We start from the raw sequence: 23688 nt of genomic DNA, 5'->3' as shown, positions 1-23688 counted from the left end.
TGGTAGCGATGGCTCAACCGGTGGTGGATCAGGCGCAGGATCGGGCAGCTAGGTGGAATGGCCGAATGGCCGTGGATCTCCCGTCCATGGCCCGGCGTTCCGGTTTCACCATTGATCAAGCAACTCACTCAGGAGTCAATGCCATGCCACGCGGTGACAAGGACAAATATACGGACAAGCAGAAACGCAAGGCCGAGCACATTGAGCAATCGTACGAGGACAAGGGCGTGGGCAAGGACGAAGCCGAAGCGCGCGCCTGGGCCACCGTGAACAAACAATCCGGTGGCGGTGAAAAGCCGGGAGGCTCGGGCAGCAAGACGCCGTCGCGTGAGAAGAAGACCGCGCGCACGGATTCAGCCAAGCGCGCCGCCGAGTCTCGTCAGGGGCATTCACGCACCTCGCGCGCGTCGCTGGAATCGCAAAGCAAGGAAAGCCTGATGAAGGAGGCGCGCAGCAAAGATCTCAAAGGGCGTTCCACCATGAACAAGGCTCAATTGGTAGAAGCCCTGCATAAACTGGGTTGACGGGAAACTTTTGGCGCAGTGCAAGGCCCACAGCATTTTTGTGGGTTATCGGTTCACCTTCGAGCCTGTCGGCTTTTACCAGGCTCCAGCTGCCAGACCGCTGCGCATACCGTTGAAACTTTCCCGGCACGTGCCAAGTCCAGACGCCTATCGATAACTGAACGGGAGCAGGCAATGACCGGCACGGTAGGCGACTTTCTGGTGGAGCGTTTGTATCAATGGGGCGTACGGCGCATCTTCGGTTACCCCGGCGACGGCATCAATGGCGTGTTCGGCGCGCTGAGCCGGGCCAACGGCAAGATTGAATTCATTCAGGCCCGCCATGAGGAAATGGCCGCCTTCATGGCCAGCGCCCATGCCAAGTTCACCGGTGAGCTCGGTGTGTGCATGGCCACATCCGGCCCGGGCGCCTCGCACCTGCTCACCGGCCTGTACGATGCACGCATGGACCACCAGCCGGTGCTGGCCATCGTCGGTCAACAGGCCCGGGCGGCGTTGGGCGGGCATTACCAGCAAGAGCTGGACCTGCTGTCGATGTTCAAGGACGTGGCCGGTGCGTTCGTTCAGCAGGCATCGACACCGGAGCAGGTGCGCCACCTGCTTGACCGTGCAGTGCGTACGGCTGTCGGCGAACGCCGCGTCACCGCCATCATCCTGCCCAACGACCTGCAGGACCTGCCCTATGACGAACCGCCGAGGGCCCACGGTACGGTGCATTCCGGCATCGGCTACAGCAAGCCCAGGGTGTTGCCGTTCGACGAAGACCTGCAGCGCGCCGCCGAGGTGCTCAATGCCGGGCACAAGGTGGCGATACTGGTGGGTGCCGGCGCACTGCAGGCGACAGAGCAGGTCATTGCAATTGCCGAAAAACTCGGCGCCGGGGTGGCCAAAGCGCTGCTGGGCAAGGCTGTGGTGCCGGACGACCTCCCATGGGTCACCGGGTCGATCGGCCTCCTCGGCACCGAACCCAGTTATCAGCTGATGACCGAATGCGACACCTTGCTGATGATCGGCTCCGGCTTTCCCTATTCCGAATTTTTGCCCAAGGAAGGCCGGGCGCGAGGCGTGCAGATCGACCTGCAACCCGACATGCTCAGTCTGCGCTACCCGATGGAGGTCAACCTGGTCGGCGACGCCAGCGAAACATTGCGCGCACTGTTGCCATTGATTGAGCACAAGACCGACCGGCGCTGGCGCGACAAGGTGGAAACCTGGCGTACGCAGTGGGACAAGACCGTGGCCAAGCGCGCCTTGGTCAAGGCGGACCCGATCAACCCGCAACGCGTGGTCCATGAACTGTCCCCTCGCCTGCCCGACCACGCCATCATCACCAGCGACTCCGGCTCCTGTGCCAACTGGTTTGCGCGCGACCTGCAGATTCGCCAGGGTATGCAGTGTTCGCTGTCCGGCGGCCTGGCTTGCATGGGCGCCGCAGTGCCCTATGCGATTGCAGCCAAATTCGCCCATCCGCAACGGGCTGTAGTTGCGTTGGTGGGCGATGGGGCGATGCAAATGAACAACCTCGCCGAACTGATCACCGTGGCCAAATACTGGCAGCAGTGGGACAACCCGCAATGGATCTGTGCCGTGTTCAACAATGAGGACCTCAACCAGGTGACCTGGGAGCAGCGGGTGATGGAGGGCGACCCCAAGTTCGAAGCTTCGCAGTCGATCCCCGACGTGCCCTACCATCTTTTCGCCATTTCCATTGGCCTGCAAGGTATCTACGTAGATCGCGAAGAGGACGTTGCCGCTGCATGGGAGCGCGCGCTGGCTGCTGATCGGCCAGTACTGATCGAGTTCAAGACCGACCCGAACGTGCCACCCCTGCCACCCCACATCAAGCTGGAGCAGGCGAAGAAATTTGCCAGTACCTTACTAAAGGGCGACCCCGACCAGGCGGGCATCATCGTGCAGACAGCCAAGCAGGTGCTCGGCTCGGTGCTGCCTGGCAAGAAGTGATCGGCACCCCGGCGAGCCGGCTGAACGTTTGATCTGCCGGCCCGGTCGCACAACAGAGACGCAGCAGACTGCGCGAACCCTGACCGTGAGGACCTACCATGACCGCGATCGCTTCAAACGGGGCTGCAAAGCACCCCATCCGTCTGACCCTCAATGGTCAGCCCCGAACACTGCAGGTGCATCCTTGGGTCACCTTGCTTGACCTGCTGCGTGAGCAATTGGACCTGGTCGGCACCAAGAAAGGCTGCGACCACGGCCAGTGCGGCGCCTGCACGGTGCTGCGCGACGGCAAGCGCGTCAATGCCTGCCTGACCTTGGCCATCATGTGCGACGGGGCCGACCTGGTGACCATCGAAGGGCTGGCCAGTGGCGACGTCCTGCACCCCATGCAGCGCGCCTTCATTACCCACGATGCGTTCCAGTGCGGTTACTGCACCCCGGGGCAAATCTGCTCTGCGGTCGGGCTGGTTCACGAGGGACGTGCCGACACCCGCGAGGCCATTCGCGAGCACATGAGCGGCAATCTTTGCCGCTGCGGCGCCTACGGCAACATCGTCGCTGCGGTAGAAGAAGCCCTGCCGTTGATGACGGACAGCGCCCAACCACCACGAGGGCAGCACCCATGACGCCCTTCAGCTACCACAAGCCCGCCTCAGTCAGCGAAGCGGTGAACCTGGCTGACGCCTGTTCGCACTTCATCGCCGGGGGTACCAACCTGGTCGACCTGATGAAGGAAAACGTGGTGCGCCCCGAGCGCCTGATCGACATCTCCGGCCTTGGGCTGAACGGCATTCACGTTACCCCTGGCGGCGGCGTATTCATCGGTGCGCGGGTGAGCAATGCCGACCTGGCCTGGCACCCGTTGATCGAGCAGCATTATCCACTGTTGTCAGACGCGATCCTGGCGGGGGCATCGCCGCAGTTGAGGAACATGGCCAGCACCGGTGGCAACTTGCTGCAACGTACCCGCTGCTACTACTTCTACGACACCGGCACCCCCTGCAACAAGCGCGAACCGGGCAGCGGATGCCCTGCGCGTGCAGGCATGAACCGCATCCATGCCATTCTGGGTGCCAGCGATGCCTGTGTCGCGACCCATCCCTCGGACATGTGCGTGGCATTGGCAGCGCTCGAAGCCGTAGTGCACGTACAGGGGCGGTCCGGCGAACGGCAGATACCCTTCGCGGATTTCCATTGCCTGCCCGGTTACACCCCCGAGCGCGACAATCAACTGGCATTCGATGAGCTGGTGACAGGCATCGAGCTGCCGCCCCCGGTGTTCGAACGCCATTACCGTTACCTGAAAATACGCGACCGCGCTTCCTACGCGTTCGCGCTGGTGTCAGTCGCTGCAGCCTTGAACTTCGATGGCGACGTGATCCAGCAGGCGCGCCTGGCGCTGGGCGGCGTTGCCCACAAACCCTGGCGGGACCCGGCTGTGGAGCGCCTGCTGGCCGGCCAGGTGCCTTCTGAAGCGCTCTTCAACCGCGCCGCGCAAACGTTGCTGCAAGGCGCACAACCCCTGAGCCACAACGGTTTCAAGGTAACGCTCGCCCAGCGAGCAATCGTGCGGGCATTGGATGACGCGGCGCGCGGCGCCGCTAACGGGGGGGCACGGCCATGATCACAAGCACACCCGTAGTCGGCACGCCCCTGGACCGCGTGGACGGTGTGGCGAAGGTCACCGGGCAGGCCCGCTATGCGGGCGAATACCCCCAGACGGGCCTGCTGCACGGCAGCGTCGTGTCCAGTACCATCGCCCGCGGTCGGGTTCTCGGCATCGACAGCACGCAGGCCATGCGCGTGCCCGGGGTAATCGCCGTGCTCGACCATGGCCATCGTCCGCCTGTCTCCAGTTATGACGACGACTACAGCGATGCCGACTCTGCCGAGGGGGCGCCTTTTCGGCCCTTGTTCAATGATCGAGTGCTGTACAGCGGGCAACCGTTGGCATTAGTGATCGCCGAAACCCTGGAACTGGCCCGCTATGCAGGCTCGCTGATCAAAATCGACTATGCCGAGGAGGCTCACCAGACAGACCTGGGCGCATGCCAAAAATCGCATGCCGCCCCCGCCGAAACACCGGCGCCGCGTGGCGACTTCGCCGGGCAGTTTGCCGAAGCGCCGGTGCAGGTGGATGCCACGTACCTGACGGCCAACGAGTACCACAACCCGATGGAGCCCCATGCATCGACCGTGCACTACAAGGCCGACGGCACTCTGGAAATCCACGACAAGACCCAAGGCACGCAGAACTGCCAGGACTACCTGCACAAGGTGTTCGGCCTGCCCAAGGCAAACATTCGTGTGCGCGCGGCGTTCGTCGGCGGCGCCTTCGGCTCGGGCTTGCGCCCGCAGTACCAGTTGCCGCTGGCAGTGATGGCGGCGTTGCACCTGAAGCGCTCGGTGCGCGTCACACTGACCCGCCAGCAGATGTTCACCTTTGGCTACCGGCCCCGCACCGAACAATGCATGCGCCTGGGTGCAGACGCAAACGGGCGTTTGCTTGCGATCGCTCATGATGCGCTTGGCCAGACCTCCCGCTTCGAGGACTTCACCGAACACCTGGTCGAATGGAGCGGCATGCTGTACCAGTGCGATAACGTTGCGCTCAGTTACCGCCTGGCCTCGCTTGATGTGTACACCCCGCTGGACATGCGGGCGCCTGGGGCCGCGTCCGGGATGATTGCGCTGGAGTGCGCCATGGATGAGCTCGCCTGTGCTGCGCAGATCGACCCGGTAGAGCTGCGCCGCCGCAATTTTGCCGCCAACAATGCCAACGAGGGCAAGCCCTACTCCAGCAAGGAACTGCTGGCGTGCTACCAGCAAGGTGCCGAACGTTTTGGCTGGCATAACCGCACTCCCCAACCGCGCAGCATGTGCAATGGCAACCAACTGGTCGGCTGGGGGATGGCCGGCGGCGTCTGGGAAGCCATGCAGATGAAGGCCAGTGCCAAGGCGCGCATCAATGCCCAGGGCCACCTGACCGTCAGCAGTGCCACCACCGATATCGGGACCGGCACCTATACCGTCATGACTCAGATCGCCGCCGACGCAGCTGGCGTCAAAGTGCAGGATGTCACCTTCATGCTGGGTGACTCCTCACTGCCCACCGCCCCGCTTCAGGGCGGATCGTTCACGGTGTCGTCGGTGGGCTCGGCCGTGCGCCAAGCCTGCCATGTCCTGCGCACCCAGGTGCTGGAACACGCGCGCAACATATACCCCCAGGTGGCAAACACACCCCGGCAGCAGATCGTTTTCACCGAGGGCTACCTGCACGCGGGCAACCATCGCTGGGCTTTGGCGGACATCGTGGCGAGCGCCCCCAACGGTAAATTCGAAGTGCAGATCGACGCCGAGCCCGGCGCCAGGCGCCAACCGTTCTCCACCGCCACCCATTCGGCGGTATTCGTGGAAGTTCACGTCGACGAGGACCTTGGCACGATCAAGGTAGCCCGGGTGGTCAGCGCTGTGGCGGCAGGCCGTGTGATCAACCCCAAAACCGCACGCAGCCAGATCCTGGGGGGCGTGGTCTGGGGGGTGGGCATGGCGCTGCACGAAGCCGCATTGACCGACCACCGGTTGGGCCGCATCATCAATCACAACCTGGCGGAGTACCACATCCCGGTCAATGCAGACTGCGGGGATATCGAAGTGATCTTCGTTGAAGAGCACGATGACATTGTCAACGAACTGGGGTCCAAGGGCGTAGGCGAAATCGGCGTTGTCGGGGTGGCCGCTGCGGTGGCGAACGCGGTCTACCATGCCACAGGCAAGCGTATAAGGGAGTTTCCGATCACGCTCGATAAAGTGCTGTAATCGGACAGGGGCCGAGTCGCCCACCCGCTTTGGGCTATCGTCGACGCGCCACAACCGCTAAGCCATGGCAGGGTTCTTTATCACGCAATAGGTTGCCCTTGACGACCTTTCGCGCACCCTGTCAGCAGGTACAAAAGTAAAAGGAGCTTCCAGTACTCGCGGGGCATCGGAAGAAAACACAGGCTCTCTGTGTGAACACACGAGGTGCATGATCATGGCGAACGATCAAGACAAGGCGGGTCAGCAAGGCGGCGCCGCGCAAACCAACCCTGGTAGTTTTGCAAACGACCGTGAGAAGGCTTCGGAAACCGGCCAGAAAGGCGGTCAAATGCCCGGAGGGAAATCTGAGGATCAACAAACAGGGCAAGGCAGCGGCGGTAACCTTAAGGAAGATAATCCTCAGCGTGCCGGTGGTGGAACCCAACACGGTGGTCAAGGAGGGCATACCTCTGGCAGCAAATCTGACCGGGAGCAAGGTATGGACGAAGGGTCGCAAGCTATTCAGGACGAAGACAGCGGGATGACGGAAGACAACCGCTAAGTCCACCAGGGCGATGGAGAGCCCTGGTTTCTTCACCGTCCGTAATTCAGATGCAGCAGTTCGCCTTGAACAGTTGGCCGTCAGCCTCTGTGTCTAACGATCAACCTCGAATTACACCCTGTCCTAGGCCACCTGCACCGCTTTGCGCCATTGATCCGTGGCCAGGCGCCTGGCTCTATCAACACCCCAGGCCAGAGCTCGAGTCATGGACTCGCCTGGACGAGAATTGAACGCTTCTTCGTGCAATGCCATTCCACAGCCGGCATACACACCGATGAACATTTGCGTCTGACCGGTGCGCGAGAGCCTGACCTGCACATCAATCGTGGTGCCGTCATCGAGCTCCTCGTCATGGGTACGATGATGAAGCACTGGATCCGCCCATTCCCAAAACACATCACCTCGAACACGCATGCCGCCCTCCTACGACTTTAGTCTTATACGGAAACCTCAACATAGCAAAGCTGGGAGGCAGTTCAATGACGTAGTCGGTAGTCATACAGGTAACAGACAGCCGGTCTGATTTTCGATACAAACTTATTTTCCTGTACAACTTTGCAGCCTTGGTCAGGCGGTCAGAGCAGGCAACCGCGTTGCCAAGAGCCCGGCAGCTGCGGAATTCAGCAATTCAGGGGTAAGCTTTTCGCGAAGCACCCACTTACACGCGACAATTTCATGGTCGGCAACGGGCTTCTCATTTTCGTGGAATCGGGTGGTGAAGATGTGATGCACAACTGACCCCACTCTGATTGAACACAAAGAAAGCAGGCCATGCCCTTCAATGGATGTCTCCTCACGTAGCTCTCTTGCCGCAGCTGCATGAGGGCTCTCACCAGGCTCAATCAAACCACCTGGGAAATTCCATTTGCCGCCTTTTTTCCGAACAAGCAGTACCCTGCCGCTTCGAAGGCAGATTATCGTTGCCCTGGATTTGATTCTGCATTTTCGTTTGTCCCGCATGCACACACTCGTATCATCATTACCCATCAACACCCACCCTCTCGCGACACAGAGAAATGGACTTCTTCCCTGAAGACGTTTCCATGCTGCGACTCGTTCAATCACAGGGGCTTATTAGCCATCGGTTCGCCTCAGATCAGCAGAGCCCGGCACTGCATGAGCAGTTGCATACCCGAATTTTGGGGGCCAATGACCCTAGTGAGATCAAGTGCAAGTTGCTGGCAAATCGGGGAATCTCGGTAGCCGCCGGTCGGTGGATGGCCCAGACAGGACCAGTCTGCCCGTTCTCAAGCATCGCCATTGAAGCTGTTGTTTTGAACTTTGCATGGCCTGGAAGCTTCCCCTGCATACCCCCACGATTTTTGTGATGCAGGAGCTAGGAGCATGAGAGCACTGACCTACCACGGAGCAAACGACGTCAGGGTCGACAACGTCCCTGATCCCATCATCGAGCGAGAAGACGACATCATCCTCAAGGTGACTGCCACCGCCATTTGCGGCTCCGATTTGCACCTCGACCGAGGCAAAATTCCAGAGCCCGAAGCGGGTGATATCTTTGGCCACGAGTTCATGTACGCGGGCTTCATTCACGGGTTCATGTTCGGCGACGCGTTCGATAAGGGCCTTACCTTCAAGATGGGCCAGACCCATGTCCAGAAATACCTGCCTGAACTGCTGGAACACATCGAAGCAGGCCGTCTACAACCGGAATTGATCGTCACTCACCGCCTCGCCCTCGAAGAAGCAGCCATGGGCTACAAGGTGTTCGATCAGAAGCAGGACAACTGCCGCAAGGTCATCCTCGTGCCAGGCGCTGCACCCGGCACCTTGGGCCCTGACTACGTATAGAGGAGGTGAAGTCATGAACGGTCTTGCCAGCTACTTCTGGATTGCCGTGGCGGCAATCCTCTTGCTCATCGATCTGTGGGCCATCGTCAGCGTCTTCAGAAGCGACAAGTCAGATGCAGTCAAAGCGGCCTGGGCCCTGCTGATCCTCGCGCTGCCGGTAGTCGGCCTGGGAATCTGGGGCGTTGCTGGCCCGCGCGGCATCAAGCGAGGTACAGGGCCCACCTCCGACGAGCACAGCAAAGGCTGACATCTGCCAGCTGCATTTACAGGGGTTTTCAACATGATCGATCAAGCGACAGGCATGAAATCCGGCGAACGCTATCGCGTGCAAAACGTGGAGCGCGCTCATCAGTTTCCAGGCTTCTTCCAGGACGGGAAGTATTATCTCGGCCCTGAACTTCTCACCGCCGTGGGCTGGCTTGAAGGTACACGCTTCATCTATGACAGCCTGGATGCCGCAGGTGAACCCGTTTTTCCAAACCGGGAGGCAGGCACGGTCGAAGGGCTGACATTGACCCTGGTCGATGGCACTTCCCTTGAGCTCTTACGGATCGAGGCCAGCGACACCATTGTCCCAGTTGCCCCCGGTGCATCGGGTACGGAACGAGAAGCGCCTGACAGTGGCGCCTGGATAAATCGCAGTCCCAAGGCCGAAGACTCATCGGGAAACCTCTTTGAGCCTCCGAATGGCAAGAGGGATATCGACGGAGGCTGGAGGAAGTCAAAACACAAAACGCCGCTGCTGATCGGTGCAGCGGCGTTGGGAGTCCTTGTGGGTTTCACACTCACACATTCACGACGCAGAGATGGCTAGAGGCGGTCTGCGTAACGAGGGCAGCGGGCGCGCCTGAGGGGATGCCAGCCATCTTAATCATTGAACCGTTTCTTTCTGCGTGTACTCAACCTCGAGCAAGTGCTTGATTCAATCCGTGATGAGGAACGCCATGAACGCTATCGACTTACTGATCCAGGACCACAAGCTCGTGAAGAAGCTGCTCGAAGAGCTGTCGACCACTACCGAGCGTGCCGTAAAGAAACGGGCCGAGTTACTCCACAGGATCGAGCAGGAGTTGCAGATCCACACCGCGCTCGAGGAAGAAATACTCTACCCGGCCATCAAGCAAGCGGGTGGCAAGGAAGAAGCGAAGATGTACTACGAGGCCAAGGAAGAACACCGCACTGTCGACGCCCTCGTTCTGCCCGACCTCCTGCATACCGAAACCGGCACCGTCGAATTCGCCGGGCGGGTCAAGGTCATGAAAGAGTTGCTGGAGCATCACATCGAGGAAGAGGAAGGCGAACTGTTCCCCACCGCGAAGAAGCTGCTCAGCAAGGACACCCTCGAGGAGCTTGGGCAAGCCATGGAAATGCAGAAAAAGATGCTCAAGGGCGAGCAGCGAGCGGCGTAGTCAAGCGATCACCTGCCAGCGCTCAGCGCGTGGCAGGTGATCGGCTTCAGATACCCCATCATCAGTCGGAAGGTGTCATGGAATACTGGATTGGGTTACTTGAATGGCCTGCGATGTTGATGACTGTGCTGGCAGCGTGGTGCATCGGTTCGCGCCGTCCGGGGCGGAGGAAGGCAGGTTTCTGTTGTTTTATCGCAAGCAACGTGTTGTGGGCCGTCTGGGGCTGGCAAGCTGAAGCCTGGGCATTGATCATCCTGCAATTCTGCCTCTGTGCCATGAACCTGCGAGGCTGGCGAAAAAATACGCAACTGGAAGCGACGGCGTGACCAGCTCATGCCAGGGGCAGGGATACGCGGAAGGTGGTGCCCGATGACGAGTTGGATGCCACGTCGATAGCCCCCCCATGCCGGGCCACGATCTCGCCGACGATGAACAGGCCAAGACCCAGCCCACCGGATGCCTCGTGATGTTCCGACGCCAATCGGGAGTACCTGGCCTGAGGGTTGAATAGATGAGGCACAACATCCGGCGCAATGGGTTTGCCCCAGTTATGTACGCTGAACTCGACTGCCTCAGGGCGTTGGGTCAGTGTTACGGTGATGGGCCTGGCATGATCACCGTGGTGAAACGCATTGGCTATCAGGTTGGAAAACACCTGCCCCATCCGGGTGACGTCAAACTGGCCAAATGCTTGCTGGCCGCCCTTCAGGACAACTGTGATCTCAGTGCGGGAAATGCGAAGCTCGTCCACAAGCGTATGGCACACCTGGGAAAGGTCGACAGGTTCTTTCTGGATGGGTATGCCAGTCCCCAGGTTCGCTTTGGCGAGATCGAGTAGATCAGTCACGATTTGCCTGGATCGTGTCACACTGGCCGCAATCTGGTCTGCAATTTTTCGGTCGCGCTCGTTCAGCTGACCTTTACGGCTCAACATCTCGGCGCCCAGAAGGGCTGCCGTCATCGGCGTTCGTAGATCATGCCCAAGTACACCCAGTACCAGTTTCCGTGTTGTCTCCACCGCGATGCCGTACGAGGTGATGGATTCGCTCAAGGCTTGATCAATGGCCTCGTTGAAACGAACCATATCATCGATAGCATGGGGTTCATCAGCCCTCTGCTGCGCAAACCAAAGACGCAGCACACTTGCGCGCAGCGCACGATACTCTGCGACCACTTGATCAAGCGTGAACCCGGCACTCAGCCGGGTAACAGCATGGGCCTGAGCGGCTGTTTCGACCGAGCTCGTTGCCTGCATGCCTCGAGACTTCTCAAACTGCTGGCGGGCTGTCTGTGAGGATGCCATGTCCAGTGCAACGGTTCGCAACATGGCTTCAGCGTGGTTACGCAGGCCTGCAGCATCAAGATCCGGCATAGGGGTCTCGACGGTGCGAGCAAAATCCTCAAAAGCCTCGAGAATGAGCTCGATGTGCTGTGTAATGAACGCATAGAGCCGCACGTCGGGTCCTCGGTGTAATCGCAAGCATCATGGGTGAATGATCAGCATAGACGACGCTGATGACTGAAGATGAACGCGATGAGGTGAAGTGCGTGTAACTTTCCCGATGTGTGCCCAGAGGCCTTTCCAATCCGCCCGTTCCAGCGGGCATCTGCGCTGGCAGCTAGCGCTGCTGGCGACGCCCGCTCAACTGGATCCAGACCGGTGCATGATCACTGGCCTTGGCTTCGTTGCGCACCCAGGCATCCACACCCGCCCGCTTCAGATAAGGGCTGAGACTGGGGTTGAGCAGCAGATGATCAATGCGCAGCCCGGCATTGCGCGCCCAATGATTGCGAAAATAGTCCCAGAACGTGTAGATGCGCTGCTCGGGATACAGGTGACGAACAGCATCGACCCAGCCCTGCGCCAGCAATTGTTGGAAACACGCCCGCGATTCAGGTTGCAGCAGCGCGTCCTTGAGCCATGAGCGCGGGTTATAGATGTCCAGATCGGTCGGCACAACATTGAAATCGCCCGCCAACACCGCAGGGTGGCTGCTGCCCTGCAGTGTTTGGGCATGCTTGATCAGGCACTCGAACCAGCGCAGTTTGTAATCAAACTTGGGGCCAGGTTGCGGGTTGCCATTGGGCATGTAAAGGCAGCTAACCAATACACCGTGCACCGCAGCCTCCAGATAGCGGCTCTGCTGATCGTCCTGCATGCCGGGCAGCCCGCGACGTACCTCCAGCGGCTCGCTATCGCGCGCCAGGATCGCCACGCCATTCCAGGAGGGTTGCCCCTGATACAGGCAGCCATAACCTGCCGCTTCGATGGCCTGGCGCGGAAACTGCTGATCGGCCGCCTTCAGCTCCTGCAAGCAGGCAATGTCCGGTTGCTCCCGCTCCAGCCAGGCCAAGAGCGCGGGCAGGCGGCTGCGGATGCCATTGATATTGAAGGTGGCGATCTTCAGCGCTTTCATGCGTCAGGGTCGCTCACGTGAGCCTGTACGGCATCCTCCAGTGCCCGTATATGTGCCTCGTCGGCCAGTGCCTTCAGCGCCAACCAGTCATCCCAGTCAATCGCGCCGTCGTCCCGCAGCGCCTCGGCGGTGCGAACCAGTTCGTGGTGGTAGGCATCCGGCGATTCGCGCCGGTAGCTGATGTCGTCGTACTGCGCGTACCAGGCTTCAAGTTCAGGAATGCTGCGTTCGATGCTCATGACGGCCGCCTCGTTCTATCCCTGCTAGTGAGAGCCCAGGCCCCGCGCAATTGTTCAACTGCAACGGTCAGCCGGTCAGCCTCCCTACCGCTGAAGCAGTGCATTGGAACTTCTCACCCCTTCCGAGACGTCCCACATCCACACCTGGCGAAAACGGAGATAGAACGATGAGTGCAAAACTGAGTGGCAAGCGCGTAGCCTTTTTGGTCACCGATGGCTTCGAACAAGTGGAGTTGACCGGACCGCGTGAAGCCTTGGAGAAAAACGGGGCCGTGATCGACATCCTGAGTGACAAGGAAGGCACTGTCCGCGGCTGGAACCATGACAAGCCGGCCGACGAGTTTGCGGTGGACGCGACGTTCGACAGCGCCCACCTCGACCTTTACGATGCCATTGTGCTACCGGGTGGGGTACAGAATTCCGACACCATCCGCCTGATACCTGGCGCCCAGAAACTGGTGAAAAGCCACAACTCGGCCAGCAAGCCGCTGGCGGTGATCTGCCACGGCGCCTGGCTGCTGGTGTCGAGTGGACTGGCCAAGGGCAAACGGATGACCAGTTACCAGACATTGCAGGATGATATCCGCAATGCAGGTGGTGACTGGGTCGATGAAGAGGTAGTGGTGGACGGCAACCTGATCACTAGCCGCAAGCCGGATGATATCCCCGCCTTAAGCGAGCAATTGATCAGGGCCCTTGCTGGCTAGCTGCCCGACCCGTGAACTGGCAAATACCTGGTTTGCCAGTTCAACACGCCAGCGCCGTTTGCATGCAATCACTTGACGGTTGCTGCAACGGTTTGCAAAACCGGCCCACCACCTTACAATCGCGATTAATTCCCATATGCATCTGATTAGCGGAAAGGTGAAGTGCCCATCGACGCCCCACTGCAACCCATCGACAGCCTGTATCGCGACCACCACGGCTGGCTGCAAGGCTGGCTGCGCCACCGCCTGGGTGATCGCGAGCGGGCGGCGGACATCGCTCAGGACACTTTCCTGCGCCTGCTGGTAACCCGCCGCCTGCCGGAACAGCGCGACGGCCGTCGATTCCTGGTGCAGATCGCCCGCAATCTGGTCATAGACCAGTGGCGTCGCCAGCGTATCCACCAAGCGTATCTGGAGAGCATCGCCGCCCTGCCCGAGCCAGAAACGCCGTCACTGGAAACCCGCGCGATCGTGATCGAAACCCTGATGCAGATCGACGCCATGCTCGACAAGATGCCTGCAAAGGTACGCGAGGCATTCCTGCTGTCGCAATTTGAAGGGCTGACCTACACACAGATCGCAGCGCGGCTGGACGTCAGCGTCAGCTCGGTGCAAAAGTACATGCTCCGCGCCATCACTGCCTGCTATCAGGTCCTGTACGCTGAATGAAGAACGTCAGCGAAGCCCCCCTCTCCCCCGCAATCGTCGAGCAGGCCAGCCATTGGCTCATGCTGCAATGGAGCGGTGAGTTCGAAGCGGCGCAACAGCAGCGCTTTCTTGAATGGCGCGCCGCGGACCCGGAGCACGATCGCGCATGGCGACGCCTGGAGCGCCTGCAAAGTACCCTGAGCGGTGTCCCAGCGGATACAGCACTAGGGGTGCTGCGCGAGCTGCCCGATGCGCGTCGTCGGCAGGCGCTCAAGCTGCTCGGCACGCTGCTGTTGGCCGGCGGGAGCGGCTATCTGGTCCATTCACAATCCCCTTGGCGCGAAGCCACGGCAGACCTGCGCAGCGGCACTGGCGAACGCTTGCAACGCTCGCTGGACGATGGCAGCCAACTTAGCCTGAACAGCGGCACTGCGGTTGATATCCGGTACAACGCGTCGGAACGGCGCATTTGCCTGCTCGCTGGGGAGTTGTTGCTTGAAAGTGGTCATGACCCGGCGCATCGCCCGCTGATCGTTGAAACTGCAGCGGGAGAAATCCAGGCGTTGGGCACACGCTTTTCCGTGTACCAGCGTGAGGATGGCAGCCACGTCGAGCTGTTTGAAGGCGAGCTGGAGCTGCGTCCGCGGCAGTCGCCCGCCAGCCGCCTTCACGCAGGACAAAGTCGCTGGTTTTCCGCCAATCGCCTCGGCGACCTCGGGCCAGCCAACCTCAACACCATCGCCTGGCTAGACGGCCGCTTGATCGCCGAGCGCATGCCGCTGGGGCACTTCGTCGCCGAGCTGGCTCGCCATCGTCCCGGTGTGCTTCGCTGCGACCCCGCTGTAGCGCAGTTGCCACTGACGGGGGTGTTTCCCTTGGCAGACACCGACCGCGTGCTGATGGCAGTTCAGCAGTCGCTGCCCGTAAAAATACAGAGATTGACGCGCTTCTGGGTCAATGTCAGCCCGGCTTAGAAACGCACAAGACTGCTGGCCGTTTGCTGCCAGCCTGGAATGGCAAAAAAGAGTTTGTGCGGTGTTGTCGTTTTGGTCGAGTTGTACGGGATACCTCTTGAAACCCATCAACAAGCCTTCTCAAGAGGATCGTTCAGAGTGTCGCACCTGCCCACGCCAACCCGTTCACGGCTGACCCGCCACATCCTGCTTGCCAGCTTGCTCGGCGGCGCCCCTTTATTGCTTGCCATGCCTGCCGCACTGGCCTACGCAAGTGAACAGACACGCCATTACGCCATCCCGGCTGGGGGCCTTGATCAGGCGCTGAACCGTTTCGCAAGCCAGTCCGGCATCTTGCTGTCCGCAGACGCACAATTGACCGCTGGCAAACATACCGCGGGGCTCAGCGGCACCTACTCGGTGAGCGATGGCCTCGCCCAGTTGCTGACCGGCACCGGCCTGCGCGTGCTCAAGGGTGAGGACAGCTACATCATAGAAGTGGCAGCGGACAGCGAAGGTGCCCTGGAACTGGGGGCGACTACCGTAACCGGCGCACTGCTGTCTGGCACCACCGAAGGCACAGGTTCGTACACCTCACGTTCAGCGCAGACGGCGACCAAACTGCCATTGTCCCTGCGCGAGACGCCACAATCGGTCACGGTCATCACGCGCCAACGCATCGAGGACCAGAACCTCGCCAACCTCAACGAGGTGGTGCAGAACACTCCTGGGCTCACCCTGCGCCGGACTGGCCCCGAACGATCCTCGTACTACGCCCGGGGGTTTTCCCTCGATAACATCATGTACGACGGCCTGCCCACCAGCCTGGACAGCTCACAGGTATCCCAGGACCTGCTGTCGGCCGACATGGCCATGTATGACCGGGTCGAAGTCGTGCGCGGTGCCACCGGCCTGATGCAGGGTGCGGGCAACCCTGCGGCGTCGATCAACCTGATCCGCAAGCGGCCGACGCGCGAGTTCCAGGCCAGCATCGAAGGCAGCATGGGCAGTTGGGACCGTTACCGCACCGAGGTCGATGTCTCCGGCGCGCTCAACGACAGCGGAACCGTTCGCGGCAGAATGGTGACGGCATATCAGACCGGCAACAGCTACCGAGACACACTGGAAAACGAACGCAACCTGTTCTACGGCATCCTGGAGGCCGACCTGGACGACAGCACCACCTTGACCCTGAGTGCATCGCGCCAGCAAGACAACAACAATGGCAACGGCTGGACCGGCCTGCCGGTGGGCTTTGACGGCAGCGACCTGCATTTGTCACGCTCTACTTCGCTGAGCAGCGACTGGGAGTATTGGGACAAGACCAGCACCTCTGCCTACGCGGCACTGGACCACATTCTGGACAATGGCTGGAAGCTCAACCTCTCGGCCACCAAAACCTGGGCCGACCTCGACATGCTGGGCACCTATCTGGTCGCTAACACCACCACCCAGGCCTATAACCAGTTCGTCGGCGCGGGGCACTATCGGGAAACCCAGAACAGCTTCGACGCCTATGCCAGCGGCCCGTTTCGCCTGATGGACCGAGACCACGAACTGGTGGTCGGCGCCAGCCACCGGCGGGTGGTGTTCAACGGTGATGTGCCCTACAACATCTTGCTGAACAGCAACATCGACCTCTACAACTGGGATGCTGGCGCCACACCAAAACCGCCGAGCCAGGACAAGTACGGCTGGCAGAACACCAACGCCAAGCTCAACAGCGTTTATGCCACCACACGCCTGAGCCTGGCCGACCCGCTGAAGCTGATCCTGGGCAGCCGCCTGGACTGGTACGACAACACCACCACCTCGCCCTACAAAAGCACCGCCCCGAGCGAGCTGAAAGTCACCCGGCATGTCACCAAGTACGCCGGCCTGATCTATGACATCGACGAGCATCACAGCGTGTATGTGAGCTACACCGATATCTTCAAACCCCAGAACTACAAGGATGCTTCCGAAAACATCATTGCGCCGATCACCGGAAAAAACCATGAACTGGGCATCAAGGGTGAATACTTCGACGGGGCACTGAACGCATCGGCTGCCCTCTTCCAGATCGACCAGGAAAACCGTGCGAAATCGTTTACCGACGGTTGCCCTACTGCCCCGACTACCCCGTGCTACGAGGCGGCAGGCAAAGTGCGCAGCAAGGGCATAGAGCTGGAGGTACAGGGCCAATTGACGCCTGATTGGCAACTGGCTGCCGGTTATACTTTTGCCGAGGCCAAGTATGTCAAGGATACCAAGAAAGAAAACGAGGGCCGTCTGTTCGACACCGACATACCCCGCCATCTGTTCAAGATGAGCACGTCCTACACACTGCCGGGTCAATACAACCAGTGGCGTGTCGGAGCCTCCCTTTATCACCAGAATCGAATCTACAACAAGAACACCACCTTCATGATCGAGCAGGATGGCTACACCTTGGTGGACTTCATGTTGGGGTTCAAGCCGACCGAACACATCGATGCGCGCGTCAACCTTAACAACGCGTTCGACAAGAAGTACTACAACGCCCTCAGCAACTCTGTCGCGGTGCCGAGCAACGTTTACGGTGAGCCACGCAACCTGATGCTGTCGCTGAAGTACACATTCTGATAGCTGTGCTGCCCCCGGCTCTTGAACAGCCGGGGCAACAGATGGATGCCATGTGCGGCAGACATGCGTCCACGGTAGCTTGGCTCACGGTTTCTTTTCCACGTCCCTTGGTGCTTTCGCGGGGCCTTGGGGGTCCACTTGAGGGTCGTCCAGATCAGGGGAGTCCGGGTCGAAACCCAAGTCCTGATCAGTTGTTGCATGATCGGAAGAATGGGGGCCTTTCTGCCGCTGATCGTCGGGTTTGTTCATCATCTAGTCTCCGAAGTGTGAGAAATGTGGTTTGTTCACCGTCACGGCCTTGCCCTGTCTGAACAATGTCGTGGCTTGATCTTGAACACGTCAATGGGAGTCCTCCCTGCCTGGCCCCGCTTCGTCGTGCTCCCCCAGTTGCTGGTATCGCTTACGAAGCGCATGGAGTTCAGCTGGCCCCATATCTTCAAGGTCGAGCAACGCCTTGTGCGCCCGTTGGGTAGTGCGCAACAGTTCGTCAAGTTTGATGTGCAACTCGTCGCTATCACGGTTTTGGGTATTCTGGATCAGGAACACCATCAGGAACGTGATGATCGTGGTCGATGTATTGATGACCAACTGCCAGGTGTCGTTGAAATGAAACAAGGGCCCGCTTACGCCCCAGGCAATGATCAGCATAAAGGCAATAACGAACGTCAACGGCCGCCCGCTATGGTTGGCTAGCCATTGTGCAAACCGATCAAACTTCATGGCTGAGCCTCCTTCATGGTGTACCTCAGTGGAACCCAGGCATCCGGTGGAGGATTGCAACACCGGTAAAGTTCCCTTTTGCATGGCCATCCACTCGTCAATCGCACTGAACAATCCGGTCCCGGTTCCTGTCGCTACTGTTACATACAGGAGCGCAGGGACTTATGGTGAGCGAGATCCGCATCGGAATTTCCGGTTGGCGCTATGGCCCATGGCGCAAGGACTTCTACCCCGAGGGGCTGCGCCAGGACGACGAGCTGGCGTTTGCCTCGCGGGCAGTCAACAGCATCGAAATCAACGGTTCGTTCTACGCACTGCAAACGCCCGAGCGCTATGCCAAGTGGCGTGACGAGACACCGGAGGGGTTCGTGTTCTCTGTCAAGGCGCCGCGCTACATCACCCACGTACGCAGGCTGCGCGAAATCGACGAGGCGCTTGCCAACTTCTTCGCGTCGGGCCCCTTGCTGCTGGGTGACAAGCTGGGCCCCTTCCTGTGGCAGTTTCCCCCGAATCTGAAATTCGACGCGCAGCGCTTCAGCGACTTTCTGGCCAAGCTGCCACGCGACCGCAAAGCCGCCCGCAGCCTTGCGCACCACGCCGCCGAACGCCTGCAAGGCAACGGCGGCACGGCCGTGCCGGGTAATGCGCGCTTGCGCCACGCCGTGGAAATCCGCCACCCCAGCTTCCTCTGCGACACCTTCATCGACCTGCTACGCAAGCACAAGGTTGCCCTGGTGGTCGCCGACAGCGCCGGCAAATGGCCCTATGTCGAAGAGGTCACGGCCGAGTTCGTGTACCTGCGCCTGCATGGCGATGTCGAACTGTACAGCAGCGGCTACACGGCCAGGGCGCTGCGCCGCTGGCGCCTGCGCATCCAGGCCTGGGCTGCGGGCAGCCAGCCTGAGGATGCTCAGCGTGTGGTGCGCCGCGCTCCGGCAAAACGCACCTCCCGTGACGTCTACTGCTACTTCGACAACGACCAGAAAGTCCACGCCCCCTACGATGCCCGCCGCCTGCTGGACAAGCTAGGCCTTGACGGCGAGTTGGTGACCGAACCAGGCGTCGAGCCGCAGGAGCCGCTATGAACCCGACACTGCCCGCCCCCCGCTGCATCATCGACAAGGTCACCGCCGTACATCGCCTGACGGTACTGACCCTCAACGTGCACAAAGGCTTCACCCTGTTCAACCGCCGCTTCATTTTGCCGGAGCTGCGCGAGGCGGTACGCTCGACCGGCGCCGACCTGGTGTTTCTCCAGGAGGTGCACGGCACTCATCACCATCATGCCGAGCGCCATCCCAAGTGGCCACAGACACCCCAGTACGAATTCCTCGCCGACAGCATGTGGCCGCAGTTCGCCTATGGCCGCAATGCGGTCTACCCCCATGGCGACCATGGCAACGCCCTGCTGTCCAAGTTCCCCATCCGTGCCCATGACAACCTGGATGTTTCGGTCCATGGCAACGAAGAACGGGGCGTGCTGCATTGCCAGCTGGAAGTGCCGGGCCATGAACAGGTGCACACCGTCTGCGTACACCTGGGCCTGCGTGAGGAGCATCGTCAGCGTCAGGTCGGCCTGCTGCTGACATTGCTGGACAGCCTGCCGCCGGATGAGCCGGTCATCGTCGCCGGCGACTTCAACGATTGGCGCCTGAAAGCAGATGCGCGGCTGTCGGGCCACCTGGTGGAAGCTTTCGGCAAGCCGGCACGCAGCTTTCCCGCGCGCTTGCCGATGCTGCGGCTGGACCGCATCTACCTGCGTAACGCACAAGCTTGCGAAGCACGGGTGTTGTCCAGATACCCATGGTCCCACCTCTCCGACCATGCCCCGCTGGTGGCGCAGGTGACGCTATGAAACTGAATTGGTGCGACGGCAACCGCGTCGAGTTGCTGATAAACGGCGAGCAGTATTACCCCCGCGTATTCGAGGCCATGGCCCAGGCACGCGAGGAAATCCTCCTGGAAACTTTCATCATTTACGACGACAAGGTCGGTCAACCCTTGCGCCACGCCCTGATCGATGCCGCGCGGCGCGGGGTGCGGGTCGAGGTGGCGGTGGACGGCTACGGCACCGCCGACCTGCCTGACGATTTCATCTCGTCGATGACCGAGGCCGGGGTGCGTTTCCATTCCTTCGATCCGCAACCACGGCTGGTGGGCATGCGCACCAACCTGTTTCGCCGCTTGCACCGCAAGATCCTGGTGATCGACGGGCAACGCGCCTTCATTGGCGGCATCAATTACAGTGCCGACCACCTGGATGACTTCGGCCCACAGGCCAAGCAGGACTACGCCGTGGAGGTCGTCGGCCCGGTGGTGGCCCAGGTGCATGCTTCTTCCTGCCGCATGCTCGCACCGGTGCTGGATGCCGCCAGCAGGGTTCAGCCGGGCGGCATCGCTTCAGGCCCGACGAGCGCCGTGCTGGTGGAGCGCGACAACCAGCGCCATCGCAACGATATCGAAGCCTGCTACCTGCAGGTTTTCCGTGAAGCAAGGCATCGTATCGTCGTGGCCAACGCCTACTTCTTCCCGGGCTACCGCTTGCTGCGCGAACTGCGCAACGCCGCCCGGCGCGGGGTCGAGGTGACGCTGATCCTCCAGGGGCAACCGGACATGCGCTGGGTACGCGCGCTCTCGCGGCTGCTCTACAACTACCTGTTGCGCGACGACGTGCGCATCCATGAGTACTGCCAGCGGCCGCTCCATGGCAAGGTTGCGTTGGTGGACAATGACTGGTCCACCGTAGGCTCAAGCAACCTCGACCCCCTGAGCCTGTCGTTCAACCTTGAGGCCAACCTGCTGATTCGCGACCCCGCGTTCAACGAACACCTGTACCAGCACTTGACCGAACTGAGCCGGGAGCACTGCAAGACCGTGACGCTGGAGCGCATGGTGCGCGGCTACTGGTGGCGTGCCCCGCTGATCTTTCTGGGCTTCCACATCACGCGCTATTTCCCGCGGATCGCCGGCTGGTTTCCGGCGCACCGGCAGCGCCTGCAGTCGCTGCAAGGCGACGGCGAGGCCTCGGCCGACTACCATGGGGGCAAGACATGATGGCCACTTCACGCTGGAAGACCTGGGGCAAGCGCTTGCTGACCGTGCTGTTCCTGGTGTTGATACCGGTACTGCTGTTCACCCTGGCACGTAACCTGGACTGGAACGAAGTCCGCCAGTCGCTGCTGGCGTACCGGCCCTCGACCCTGGCCTTGGGGTTGCTGCTGGCCCTGTGCAGCTACCTGGTATTCGCCAGCTACGACCTGCTCGCCCGCGCCTACACAGGCCACCACCTGCCGGCCCGACAGGTACTGCCGGTAGCGTTCGTCTGCTATGCGTTCAACCTCAACTTCACCACCTGGGTCGGTGGCGTTGCCCTGCGTTATCGCCTGTACAGCCGGCTGGGCCTGGATACCCCAACCATCACCCGCATCATCACCTTGGGGCTGTTGACCAACTGGATGGGCTACCTGCTGCTGGCCGGTACGGTATTCGCCCTGAGCTTTGTGAAACTGCCGGAAAGCTGGGCGGTGGGTGCCAGCGGCCTGCGCCTGATCGGCGTATTGATGGTGGCGGTAGCGTTGGCATACCTGTGCGCCTGTGCCTTCGCCACGCGGCGCACGTGGGCGCTGCGCGGGCACGAAGTCACTCTGCCGAGCCTGCGTATGGCCCTCTGCCAGGTGGCGCTGGGCGCAAGCAACTGGGCGCTGATGGCAGCGCTGATTCACCTGCTGTTGCCCCCTGAGCTGTTCTATCCCTCGGTGCTGGGTGTGTTGCTGATCAGTTGCGTCGCCGGCGTGGTCGCTCACATTCCTGCCGGACTCGGCGTACTGGAAGCCGTATTCCTGGCGCTGCTCCACGGCCAGCTAGGCCAAGGCACCCTGGTGGCCGCACTGCTCGGCTATCGGACGTTGTACTACCTGATCCCGCTGCTAATGGCGGTGGTGACCTACCTGATCCTCGAAAAGCGTGCCAAGGCCTTGCGCAGACAGGCCAGGGCAGCCCTCGACAAGCGCTGACGGGCCCTGGTGCCCGGGAGGTATATCATGCGATTCGCTCTGTACATGGCAATGCTGGGCACCCTGAGCAGCGGGCAGGTGCTGGCCGAAGGTTGCGACGTGGTCACCCGCTCATCCAGCGAGGCGGTCAAACCGGTGCAGCAACACACCTGTTACAGCTACGGCAACATGCCCGCTGAGGCGATTGCCTGGTCGTGCAGCAACGAAAGCAAGGAAATGTTGAACAGCCAGAAGCGTCGGGTGGAGCGTTGCCCCGACGGCAGCGTTGGCAGCTGCATCGCGCCTCTGACGCAGGAGACGCTGGCCAACCCCGATGCCGCTGGGCGTGATGAGCCTGCCACCCGCCCTGCACTACCCAAGGATGCGCGGATCATCACCTACTACTACGACACCCCTGGCTTGGGCCAGGCACGTAGCGATTGCGAACGCAACAACGGTGTCTGGCAGACCCATTGAGGGCGTAACTCAAACCAGATGCGTGACGGGTGAGTTTCCACATGATCTGAACAACGTCCTGTCGCTCTCCCGTCTCACATCTGTCAGCCACTGGGCCTCATGGCGAAATCGGATCGCTCGCCGGGAATGTTTCATCCAGTGCATTATCGACATTGGATTCTTTCGACTCAGCCAACTCACCACACTTGCAGTCGCTCATACGACAGGGCTCGCCGTTGCGATGGCCCTTCGCACAGGCTTCGCAGCAATAGGCCTTGCCATCCTGGACCACAGCATTGGCATCCACTGTGCAAGAACAATGGGTGCAGGAACAGCGTTGCTCGTTCATCTCGGCTCTCTCCCTTCGTCATCGGGTACCACGTCATCGGTCCACAGCTCGCCGTCCAGCGGCGCGGAGCGAGCCAGTTCGGCCTCGTCCAGGCCGAACCCACCACCGATCTCGTGGGCCTGCACCTGGCGCAAGGTCTTGTCCGCCGGGCCGCCGCTGCCAGGCTCATCCGGATCGCGGGCACCGGTCTCATCGAGCAGCGTATCGGGGCTCAGGTCATCGAGGGTGACATTGTCCTCGTGCAGGCTGTCGCTCAGCGCCTCGCCGCCGGTCATCCCGCTTTCGGCGACACGCCGGGGCGGATAATCCTCGGCGATCTCCCGCGCCGGTCGCTCGTCGCCGACACGCCCCTGGCGTTCATCGCGGCGTTCGCTGAAATCCAGCTCGTGGACGCTGCCCATGCGGTCCTCGGTGTCGTCGATCTCAATGGGCGGTCTTGGGTCATCGGGTGTGGACATGAACGTTCTCCGTCTGTGGGCTTCACTCGGTCGACCCTCCCCAGCGGCAAATGATTCAGAGTTTCTGCCAGCCCCCCACCC

At 60.9% G+C, this 23688-nt stretch carries 27 protein-coding genes and 3 pseudogenes; 21 read left to right on the top strand and 9 right to left on the bottom strand.

The features are described from left to right. Positions 1–143 precede the first annotated feature (143 nt). The 6 genes from JZZ72_RS21720 (at position 144) to JZZ72_RS21695 (ending at position 6846) form a co-directional block, all read left to right on the top strand. Positions 144–524 carry a hypothetical protein gene (locus tag JZZ72_RS21720; protein WP_016486350.1) on the top strand — a complete coding sequence of 127 codons (381 nt, stop codon included), beginning with the start codon at positions 144–146 and terminating at the stop codon, positions 522–524. 174 nt (positions 525–698) lie between these two features. Beyond that, the gene (locus JZZ72_RS21715) at positions 699–2486 is read left to right on the top strand and encodes a thiamine pyrophosphate-requiring protein (RefSeq protein WP_016486349.1); all 1788 of its coding nucleotides are present in this window, start codon (positions 699–701) and stop codon (positions 2484–2486) included. Between the two features lie 98 nt (positions 2487–2584). Continuing rightward, a complete protein-coding gene (locus JZZ72_RS21710; RefSeq protein ID WP_016486348.1) occupies positions 2585–3112 on the top strand; it encodes a (2Fe-2S)-binding protein in 528 nt (175 codons plus the stop codon). Further along, on the top strand, positions 3109–4110 hold the full coding sequence (locus JZZ72_RS21705) for an FAD binding domain-containing protein (protein ID WP_210015126.1): 1002 nt from the start codon (positions 3109–3111) through the stop codon (positions 4108–4110). Before JZZ72_RS21710 ends, JZZ72_RS21705 begins: the two co-directional genes overlap by 4 nt. After that, complete coding sequence (locus JZZ72_RS21700) at positions 4107–6305, top strand: xanthine dehydrogenase family protein molybdopterin-binding subunit (protein ID WP_210015125.1); 2199 nt, start codon at positions 4107–4109, stop codon at positions 6303–6305. The genes JZZ72_RS21705 and JZZ72_RS21700 overlap by 4 nt, the downstream gene beginning before the upstream one ends. Before the next feature lie 214 nt (positions 6306–6519). Then, complete coding sequence (locus JZZ72_RS21695; RefSeq protein WP_024717780.1) at positions 6520–6846, top strand: KGG domain-containing protein; 327 nt, start codon at positions 6520–6522, stop codon at positions 6844–6846. 123 nt (positions 6847–6969) lie between these two features. On the opposite strand, the gene JZZ72_RS21690 is transcribed toward JZZ72_RS21695, so the two are convergent. Beyond that, positions 6970–7260 (bottom strand): hypothetical protein, encoded by a 291-nt coding sequence (locus JZZ72_RS21690; protein WP_016486344.1) that lies wholly within the window; start codon positions 7258–7260, stop codon positions 6970–6972. A gap of 153 nt (positions 7261–7413) precedes the next feature. Then, positions 7414–7833 carry an NUDIX domain-containing protein gene (locus JZZ72_RS21685; RefSeq protein ID WP_223817393.1) on the bottom strand — a complete coding sequence of 140 codons (420 nt, stop codon included), beginning with the start codon at positions 7831–7833 and terminating at the stop codon, positions 7414–7416. Positions 7834–8190: 357 nt separating this feature from the next. On the opposite strand from JZZ72_RS21685, the pseudogene JZZ72_RS28465 reads away from it, so the two are divergent. The 6 genes and pseudogenes from JZZ72_RS28465 to JZZ72_RS21660 all read left to right on the top strand — a co-directional run. After that, positions 8191–8367 (top strand): annotated as a pseudogene (locus JZZ72_RS28465) (glutathione-dependent formaldehyde dehydrogenase); the annotation flags it as partial. Positions 8368–8376: 9 nt separating this feature from the next. Beyond that, positions 8377–8655 (top strand): annotated as a pseudogene (locus JZZ72_RS28460) (glutathione-dependent formaldehyde dehydrogenase); the annotation flags it as partial. 13 nt (positions 8656–8668) lie between these two features. Next, positions 8669–8902 (top strand): PLDc N-terminal domain-containing protein, encoded by a 234-nt coding sequence (locus JZZ72_RS21675; RefSeq protein WP_016486342.1) that lies wholly within the window; start codon positions 8669–8671, stop codon positions 8900–8902. A 33-nt stretch (positions 8903–8935) separates the two neighbouring features. Then, positions 8936–9283, top strand: a pseudogene (locus JZZ72_RS21670) (SDR family oxidoreductase); the annotation flags it as partial. Between the two features lie 316 nt (positions 9284–9599). Further along, on the top strand, positions 9600–10064 hold the full coding sequence (locus tag JZZ72_RS21665) for a hemerythrin domain-containing protein (RefSeq protein ID WP_016486340.1): 465 nt from the start codon (positions 9600–9602) through the stop codon (positions 10062–10064). Between the two features lie 77 nt (positions 10065–10141). Continuing rightward, on the top strand, positions 10142–10390 hold the full coding sequence (locus JZZ72_RS21660; protein WP_080641017.1) for a hypothetical protein: 249 nt from the start codon (positions 10142–10144) through the stop codon (positions 10388–10390). Between the two features lie 5 nt (positions 10391–10395). Here JZZ72_RS21660 and JZZ72_RS21655 read toward each other — a convergent pair whose 3' ends face one another. The 3 genes from JZZ72_RS21655 to JZZ72_RS21645 all read right to left on the bottom strand — a co-directional run bounded on the left by JZZ72_RS21655 (position 10396) and on the right by JZZ72_RS21645 (position 12720). Next, a complete protein-coding gene (locus tag JZZ72_RS21655; protein ID WP_210015124.1) occupies positions 10396–11520 on the bottom strand; it encodes a sensor histidine kinase in 1125 nt (374 codons plus the stop codon). 163 nt (positions 11521–11683) lie between these two features. Further along, positions 11684–12481, bottom strand: coding sequence for an exodeoxyribonuclease III (gene xth / locus JZZ72_RS21650; RefSeq protein ID WP_054888256.1), 798 nt, complete (start codon positions 12479–12481; stop codon positions 11684–11686). Beyond that, positions 12478–12720, bottom strand: a complete 243-nt coding sequence (locus JZZ72_RS21645; protein ID WP_016486338.1) for a hypothetical protein — start codon at positions 12718–12720, stop codon at positions 12478–12480. The genes xth and JZZ72_RS21645 overlap by 4 nt, the downstream gene beginning before the upstream one ends. 167 nt (positions 12721–12887) lie before the next feature. On the opposite strand from JZZ72_RS21645, the gene JZZ72_RS21640 reads away from it, so the two are divergent. The 4 genes from JZZ72_RS21640 (at position 12888) to JZZ72_RS21625 (ending at position 17632) form a co-directional block, all read left to right on the top strand. Continuing rightward, a complete protein-coding gene (locus JZZ72_RS21640) occupies positions 12888–13427 on the top strand; it encodes a type 1 glutamine amidotransferase domain-containing protein (RefSeq protein ID WP_210015123.1) in 540 nt (179 codons plus the stop codon). A gap of 162 nt (positions 13428–13589) precedes the next feature. Continuing rightward, positions 13590–14096, top strand: a complete 507-nt coding sequence (locus JZZ72_RS21635; RefSeq protein ID WP_016486336.1) for a sigma-70 family RNA polymerase sigma factor — start codon at positions 13590–13592, stop codon at positions 14094–14096. Beyond that, positions 14093–15049 carry a FecR domain-containing protein gene (locus JZZ72_RS21630; RefSeq protein WP_054888254.1) on the top strand — a complete coding sequence of 319 codons (957 nt, stop codon included), beginning with the start codon at positions 14093–14095 and terminating at the stop codon, positions 15047–15049. The genes JZZ72_RS21635 and JZZ72_RS21630 overlap by 4 nt, the downstream gene beginning before the upstream one ends. Positions 15050–15187: 138 nt before the next feature. Next, positions 15188–17632 carry a TonB-dependent siderophore receptor gene (locus tag JZZ72_RS21625; RefSeq protein WP_210015134.1) on the top strand — a complete coding sequence of 815 codons (2445 nt, stop codon included), beginning with the start codon at positions 15188–15190 and terminating at the stop codon, positions 17630–17632. An 84-nt stretch (positions 17633–17716) separates the two neighbouring features. On the opposite strand, the gene JZZ72_RS27880 is transcribed toward JZZ72_RS21625, so the two are convergent. Next, positions 17717–17881 carry a DUF6021 family protein gene (locus JZZ72_RS27880; protein ID WP_176393845.1) on the bottom strand — a complete coding sequence of 55 codons (165 nt, stop codon included), beginning with the start codon at positions 17879–17881 and terminating at the stop codon, positions 17717–17719. 90 nt (positions 17882–17971) lie between these two features. Next, entirely contained in the window at positions 17972–18352 is a 381-nt protein-coding gene (locus JZZ72_RS21620; protein ID WP_016486333.1) for a low affinity iron permease family protein, read from the bottom strand. Positions 18353–18516: 164 nt separating this feature from the next. Between JZZ72_RS21620 and JZZ72_RS21615 the strand changes: the two genes are divergently transcribed. The 5 genes from JZZ72_RS21615 to JZZ72_RS21595 are packed head-to-tail and all read left to right on the top strand — an operon-like array spanning position 18517 to position 22821. Continuing rightward, on the top strand, positions 18517–19437 hold the full coding sequence (locus JZZ72_RS21615; protein ID WP_016486332.1) for a DUF72 domain-containing protein: 921 nt from the start codon (positions 18517–18519) through the stop codon (positions 19435–19437). Next, positions 19434–20207: an endonuclease/exonuclease/phosphatase family protein gene (locus JZZ72_RS21610; protein ID WP_210015122.1), complete on the top strand. Its 774-nt coding sequence runs from the start codon at positions 19434–19436 to the stop codon at positions 20205–20207. Before JZZ72_RS21615 ends, JZZ72_RS21610 begins: the two co-directional genes overlap by 4 nt. Next, on the top strand, positions 20204–21406 hold the full coding sequence (gene clsB, locus JZZ72_RS21605) for a cardiolipin synthase ClsB (RefSeq protein ID WP_210015121.1): 1203 nt from the start codon (positions 20204–20206) through the stop codon (positions 21404–21406). The genes JZZ72_RS21610 and clsB overlap by 4 nt, the downstream gene beginning before the upstream one ends. Further along, on the top strand, positions 21406–22365 hold the full coding sequence (locus JZZ72_RS21600) for a lysylphosphatidylglycerol synthase domain-containing protein (protein ID WP_210015133.1): 960 nt from the start codon (positions 21406–21408) through the stop codon (positions 22363–22365). The genes clsB and JZZ72_RS21600 overlap by 1 nt, the downstream gene beginning before the upstream one ends. A 27-nt stretch (positions 22366–22392) precedes the next feature. Then, a complete protein-coding gene (locus tag JZZ72_RS21595) occupies positions 22393–22821 on the top strand; it encodes a hypothetical protein (protein WP_016486328.1) in 429 nt (142 codons plus the stop codon). Between the two features lie 97 nt (positions 22822–22918). Here JZZ72_RS21595 and JZZ72_RS21590 read toward each other — a convergent pair whose 3' ends face one another. Both JZZ72_RS21590 and JZZ72_RS21585 read right to left on the bottom strand, forming a co-directional pair. Continuing rightward, positions 22919–23149, bottom strand: coding sequence for a metallothionein (locus JZZ72_RS21590; protein WP_016486327.1), 231 nt, complete (start codon positions 23147–23149; stop codon positions 22919–22921). Beyond that, positions 23146–23607 (bottom strand): hypothetical protein, encoded by a 462-nt coding sequence (locus JZZ72_RS21585; RefSeq protein ID WP_054888251.1) that lies wholly within the window; start codon positions 23605–23607, stop codon positions 23146–23148. Before JZZ72_RS21585 ends, JZZ72_RS21590 begins: the two co-directional genes overlap by 4 nt. Positions 23608–23688 lie beyond the last annotated feature (81 nt).

Source organism: Pseudomonas palmensis, from assembly GCF_017848315.1.
Classification (GTDB): Bacteria; Pseudomonadota; Gammaproteobacteria; order Pseudomonadales; family Pseudomonadaceae; genus Aquipseudomonas; species Aquipseudomonas palmensis.
Note: the sequence above shows the minus strand (reverse complement) of the source record. Positions and strands in the feature narration are given on the sequence as shown.

What these genes read in the sequence shown, in the direction of transcription:
- JZZ72_RS21710 (WP_016486348.1), top strand. Translation starts at nt 2,585, where the DNA reads ATGACCGCGATCGCTTCAAACGGGGCTGCAAAGCACCCCATCCGTCTG.
- JZZ72_RS21640 (WP_210015123.1), top strand. Translation starts at nt 12,888, where the DNA reads ATGAGTGCAAAACTGAGTGGCAAGCGCGTAGCCTTTTTGGTCACCGAT.
- JZZ72_RS21675 (WP_016486342.1), top strand. Translation starts at nt 8,669, where the DNA reads ATGAACGGTCTTGCCAGCTACTTCTGGATTGCCGTGGCGGCAATCCTC.
- JZZ72_RS21585 (WP_054888251.1), bottom strand. Translation starts at nt 23,607, where the DNA reads ATGTCCACACCCGATGACCCAAGACCGCCCATTGAGATCGACGACACC.
- JZZ72_RS21610 (WP_210015122.1), top strand. Translation starts at nt 19,434, where the DNA reads ATGAACCCGACACTGCCCGCCCCCCGCTGCATCATCGACAAGGTCACC.
- JZZ72_RS21595 (WP_016486328.1), top strand. Translation starts at nt 22,393, where the DNA reads ATGCGATTCGCTCTGTACATGGCAATGCTGGGCACCCTGAGCAGCGGG.
- JZZ72_RS21590 (WP_016486327.1), bottom strand. Translation starts at nt 23,149, where the DNA reads ATGAACGAGCAACGCTGTTCCTGCACCCATTGTTCTTGCACAGTGGAT.
- JZZ72_RS21690 (WP_016486344.1), bottom strand. Translation starts at nt 7,260, where the DNA reads ATGCGTGTTCGAGGTGATGTGTTTTGGGAATGGGCGGATCCAGTGCTT.
- JZZ72_RS27880 (WP_176393845.1), bottom strand. Translation starts at nt 17,881, where the DNA reads ATGAACAAACCCGACGATCAGCGGCAGAAAGGCCCCCATTCTTCCGAT.
- JZZ72_RS21615 (WP_016486332.1), top strand. Translation starts at nt 18,517, where the DNA reads ATGGTGAGCGAGATCCGCATCGGAATTTCCGGTTGGCGCTATGGCCCA.
- JZZ72_RS21600 (WP_210015133.1), top strand. Translation starts at nt 21,406, where the DNA reads ATGGCCACTTCACGCTGGAAGACCTGGGGCAAGCGCTTGCTGACCGTG.
- JZZ72_RS21660 (WP_080641017.1), top strand. Translation starts at nt 10,142, where the DNA reads ATGGAATACTGGATTGGGTTACTTGAATGGCCTGCGATGTTGATGACT.
- JZZ72_RS21705 (WP_210015126.1), top strand. Translation starts at nt 3,109, where the DNA reads ATGACGCCCTTCAGCTACCACAAGCCCGCCTCAGTCAGCGAAGCGGTG.
- JZZ72_RS21665 (WP_016486340.1), top strand. Translation starts at nt 9,600, where the DNA reads ATGAACGCTATCGACTTACTGATCCAGGACCACAAGCTCGTGAAGAAG.
- JZZ72_RS21720 (WP_016486350.1), top strand. Translation starts at nt 144, where the DNA reads ATGCCACGCGGTGACAAGGACAAATATACGGACAAGCAGAAACGCAAG.
- JZZ72_RS21645 (WP_016486338.1), bottom strand. Translation starts at nt 12,720, where the DNA reads ATGAGCATCGAACGCAGCATTCCTGAACTTGAAGCCTGGTACGCGCAG.
- JZZ72_RS21695 (WP_024717780.1), top strand. Translation starts at nt 6,520, where the DNA reads ATGGCGAACGATCAAGACAAGGCGGGTCAGCAAGGCGGCGCCGCGCAA.
- JZZ72_RS21685 (WP_223817393.1), bottom strand. Translation starts at nt 7,833, where the DNA reads ATGGGTAATGATGATACGAGTGTGTGCATGCGGGACAAACGAAAATGC.
- JZZ72_RS21715 (WP_016486349.1), top strand. Translation starts at nt 699, where the DNA reads ATGACCGGCACGGTAGGCGACTTTCTGGTGGAGCGTTTGTATCAATGG.
- xth (WP_054888256.1), bottom strand. Translation starts at nt 12,481, where the DNA reads ATGAAAGCGCTGAAGATCGCCACCTTCAATATCAATGGCATCCGCAGC.
- JZZ72_RS21620 (WP_016486333.1), bottom strand. Translation starts at nt 18,352, where the DNA reads ATGAAGTTTGATCGGTTTGCACAATGGCTAGCCAACCATAGCGGGCGG.
- clsB (WP_210015121.1), top strand. Translation starts at nt 20,204, where the DNA reads ATGAAACTGAATTGGTGCGACGGCAACCGCGTCGAGTTGCTGATAAAC.
- JZZ72_RS21630 (WP_054888254.1), top strand. Translation starts at nt 14,093, where the DNA reads ATGAAGAACGTCAGCGAAGCCCCCCTCTCCCCCGCAATCGTCGAGCAG.
- JZZ72_RS21700 (WP_210015125.1), top strand. Translation starts at nt 4,107, where the DNA reads ATGATCACAAGCACACCCGTAGTCGGCACGCCCCTGGACCGCGTGGAC.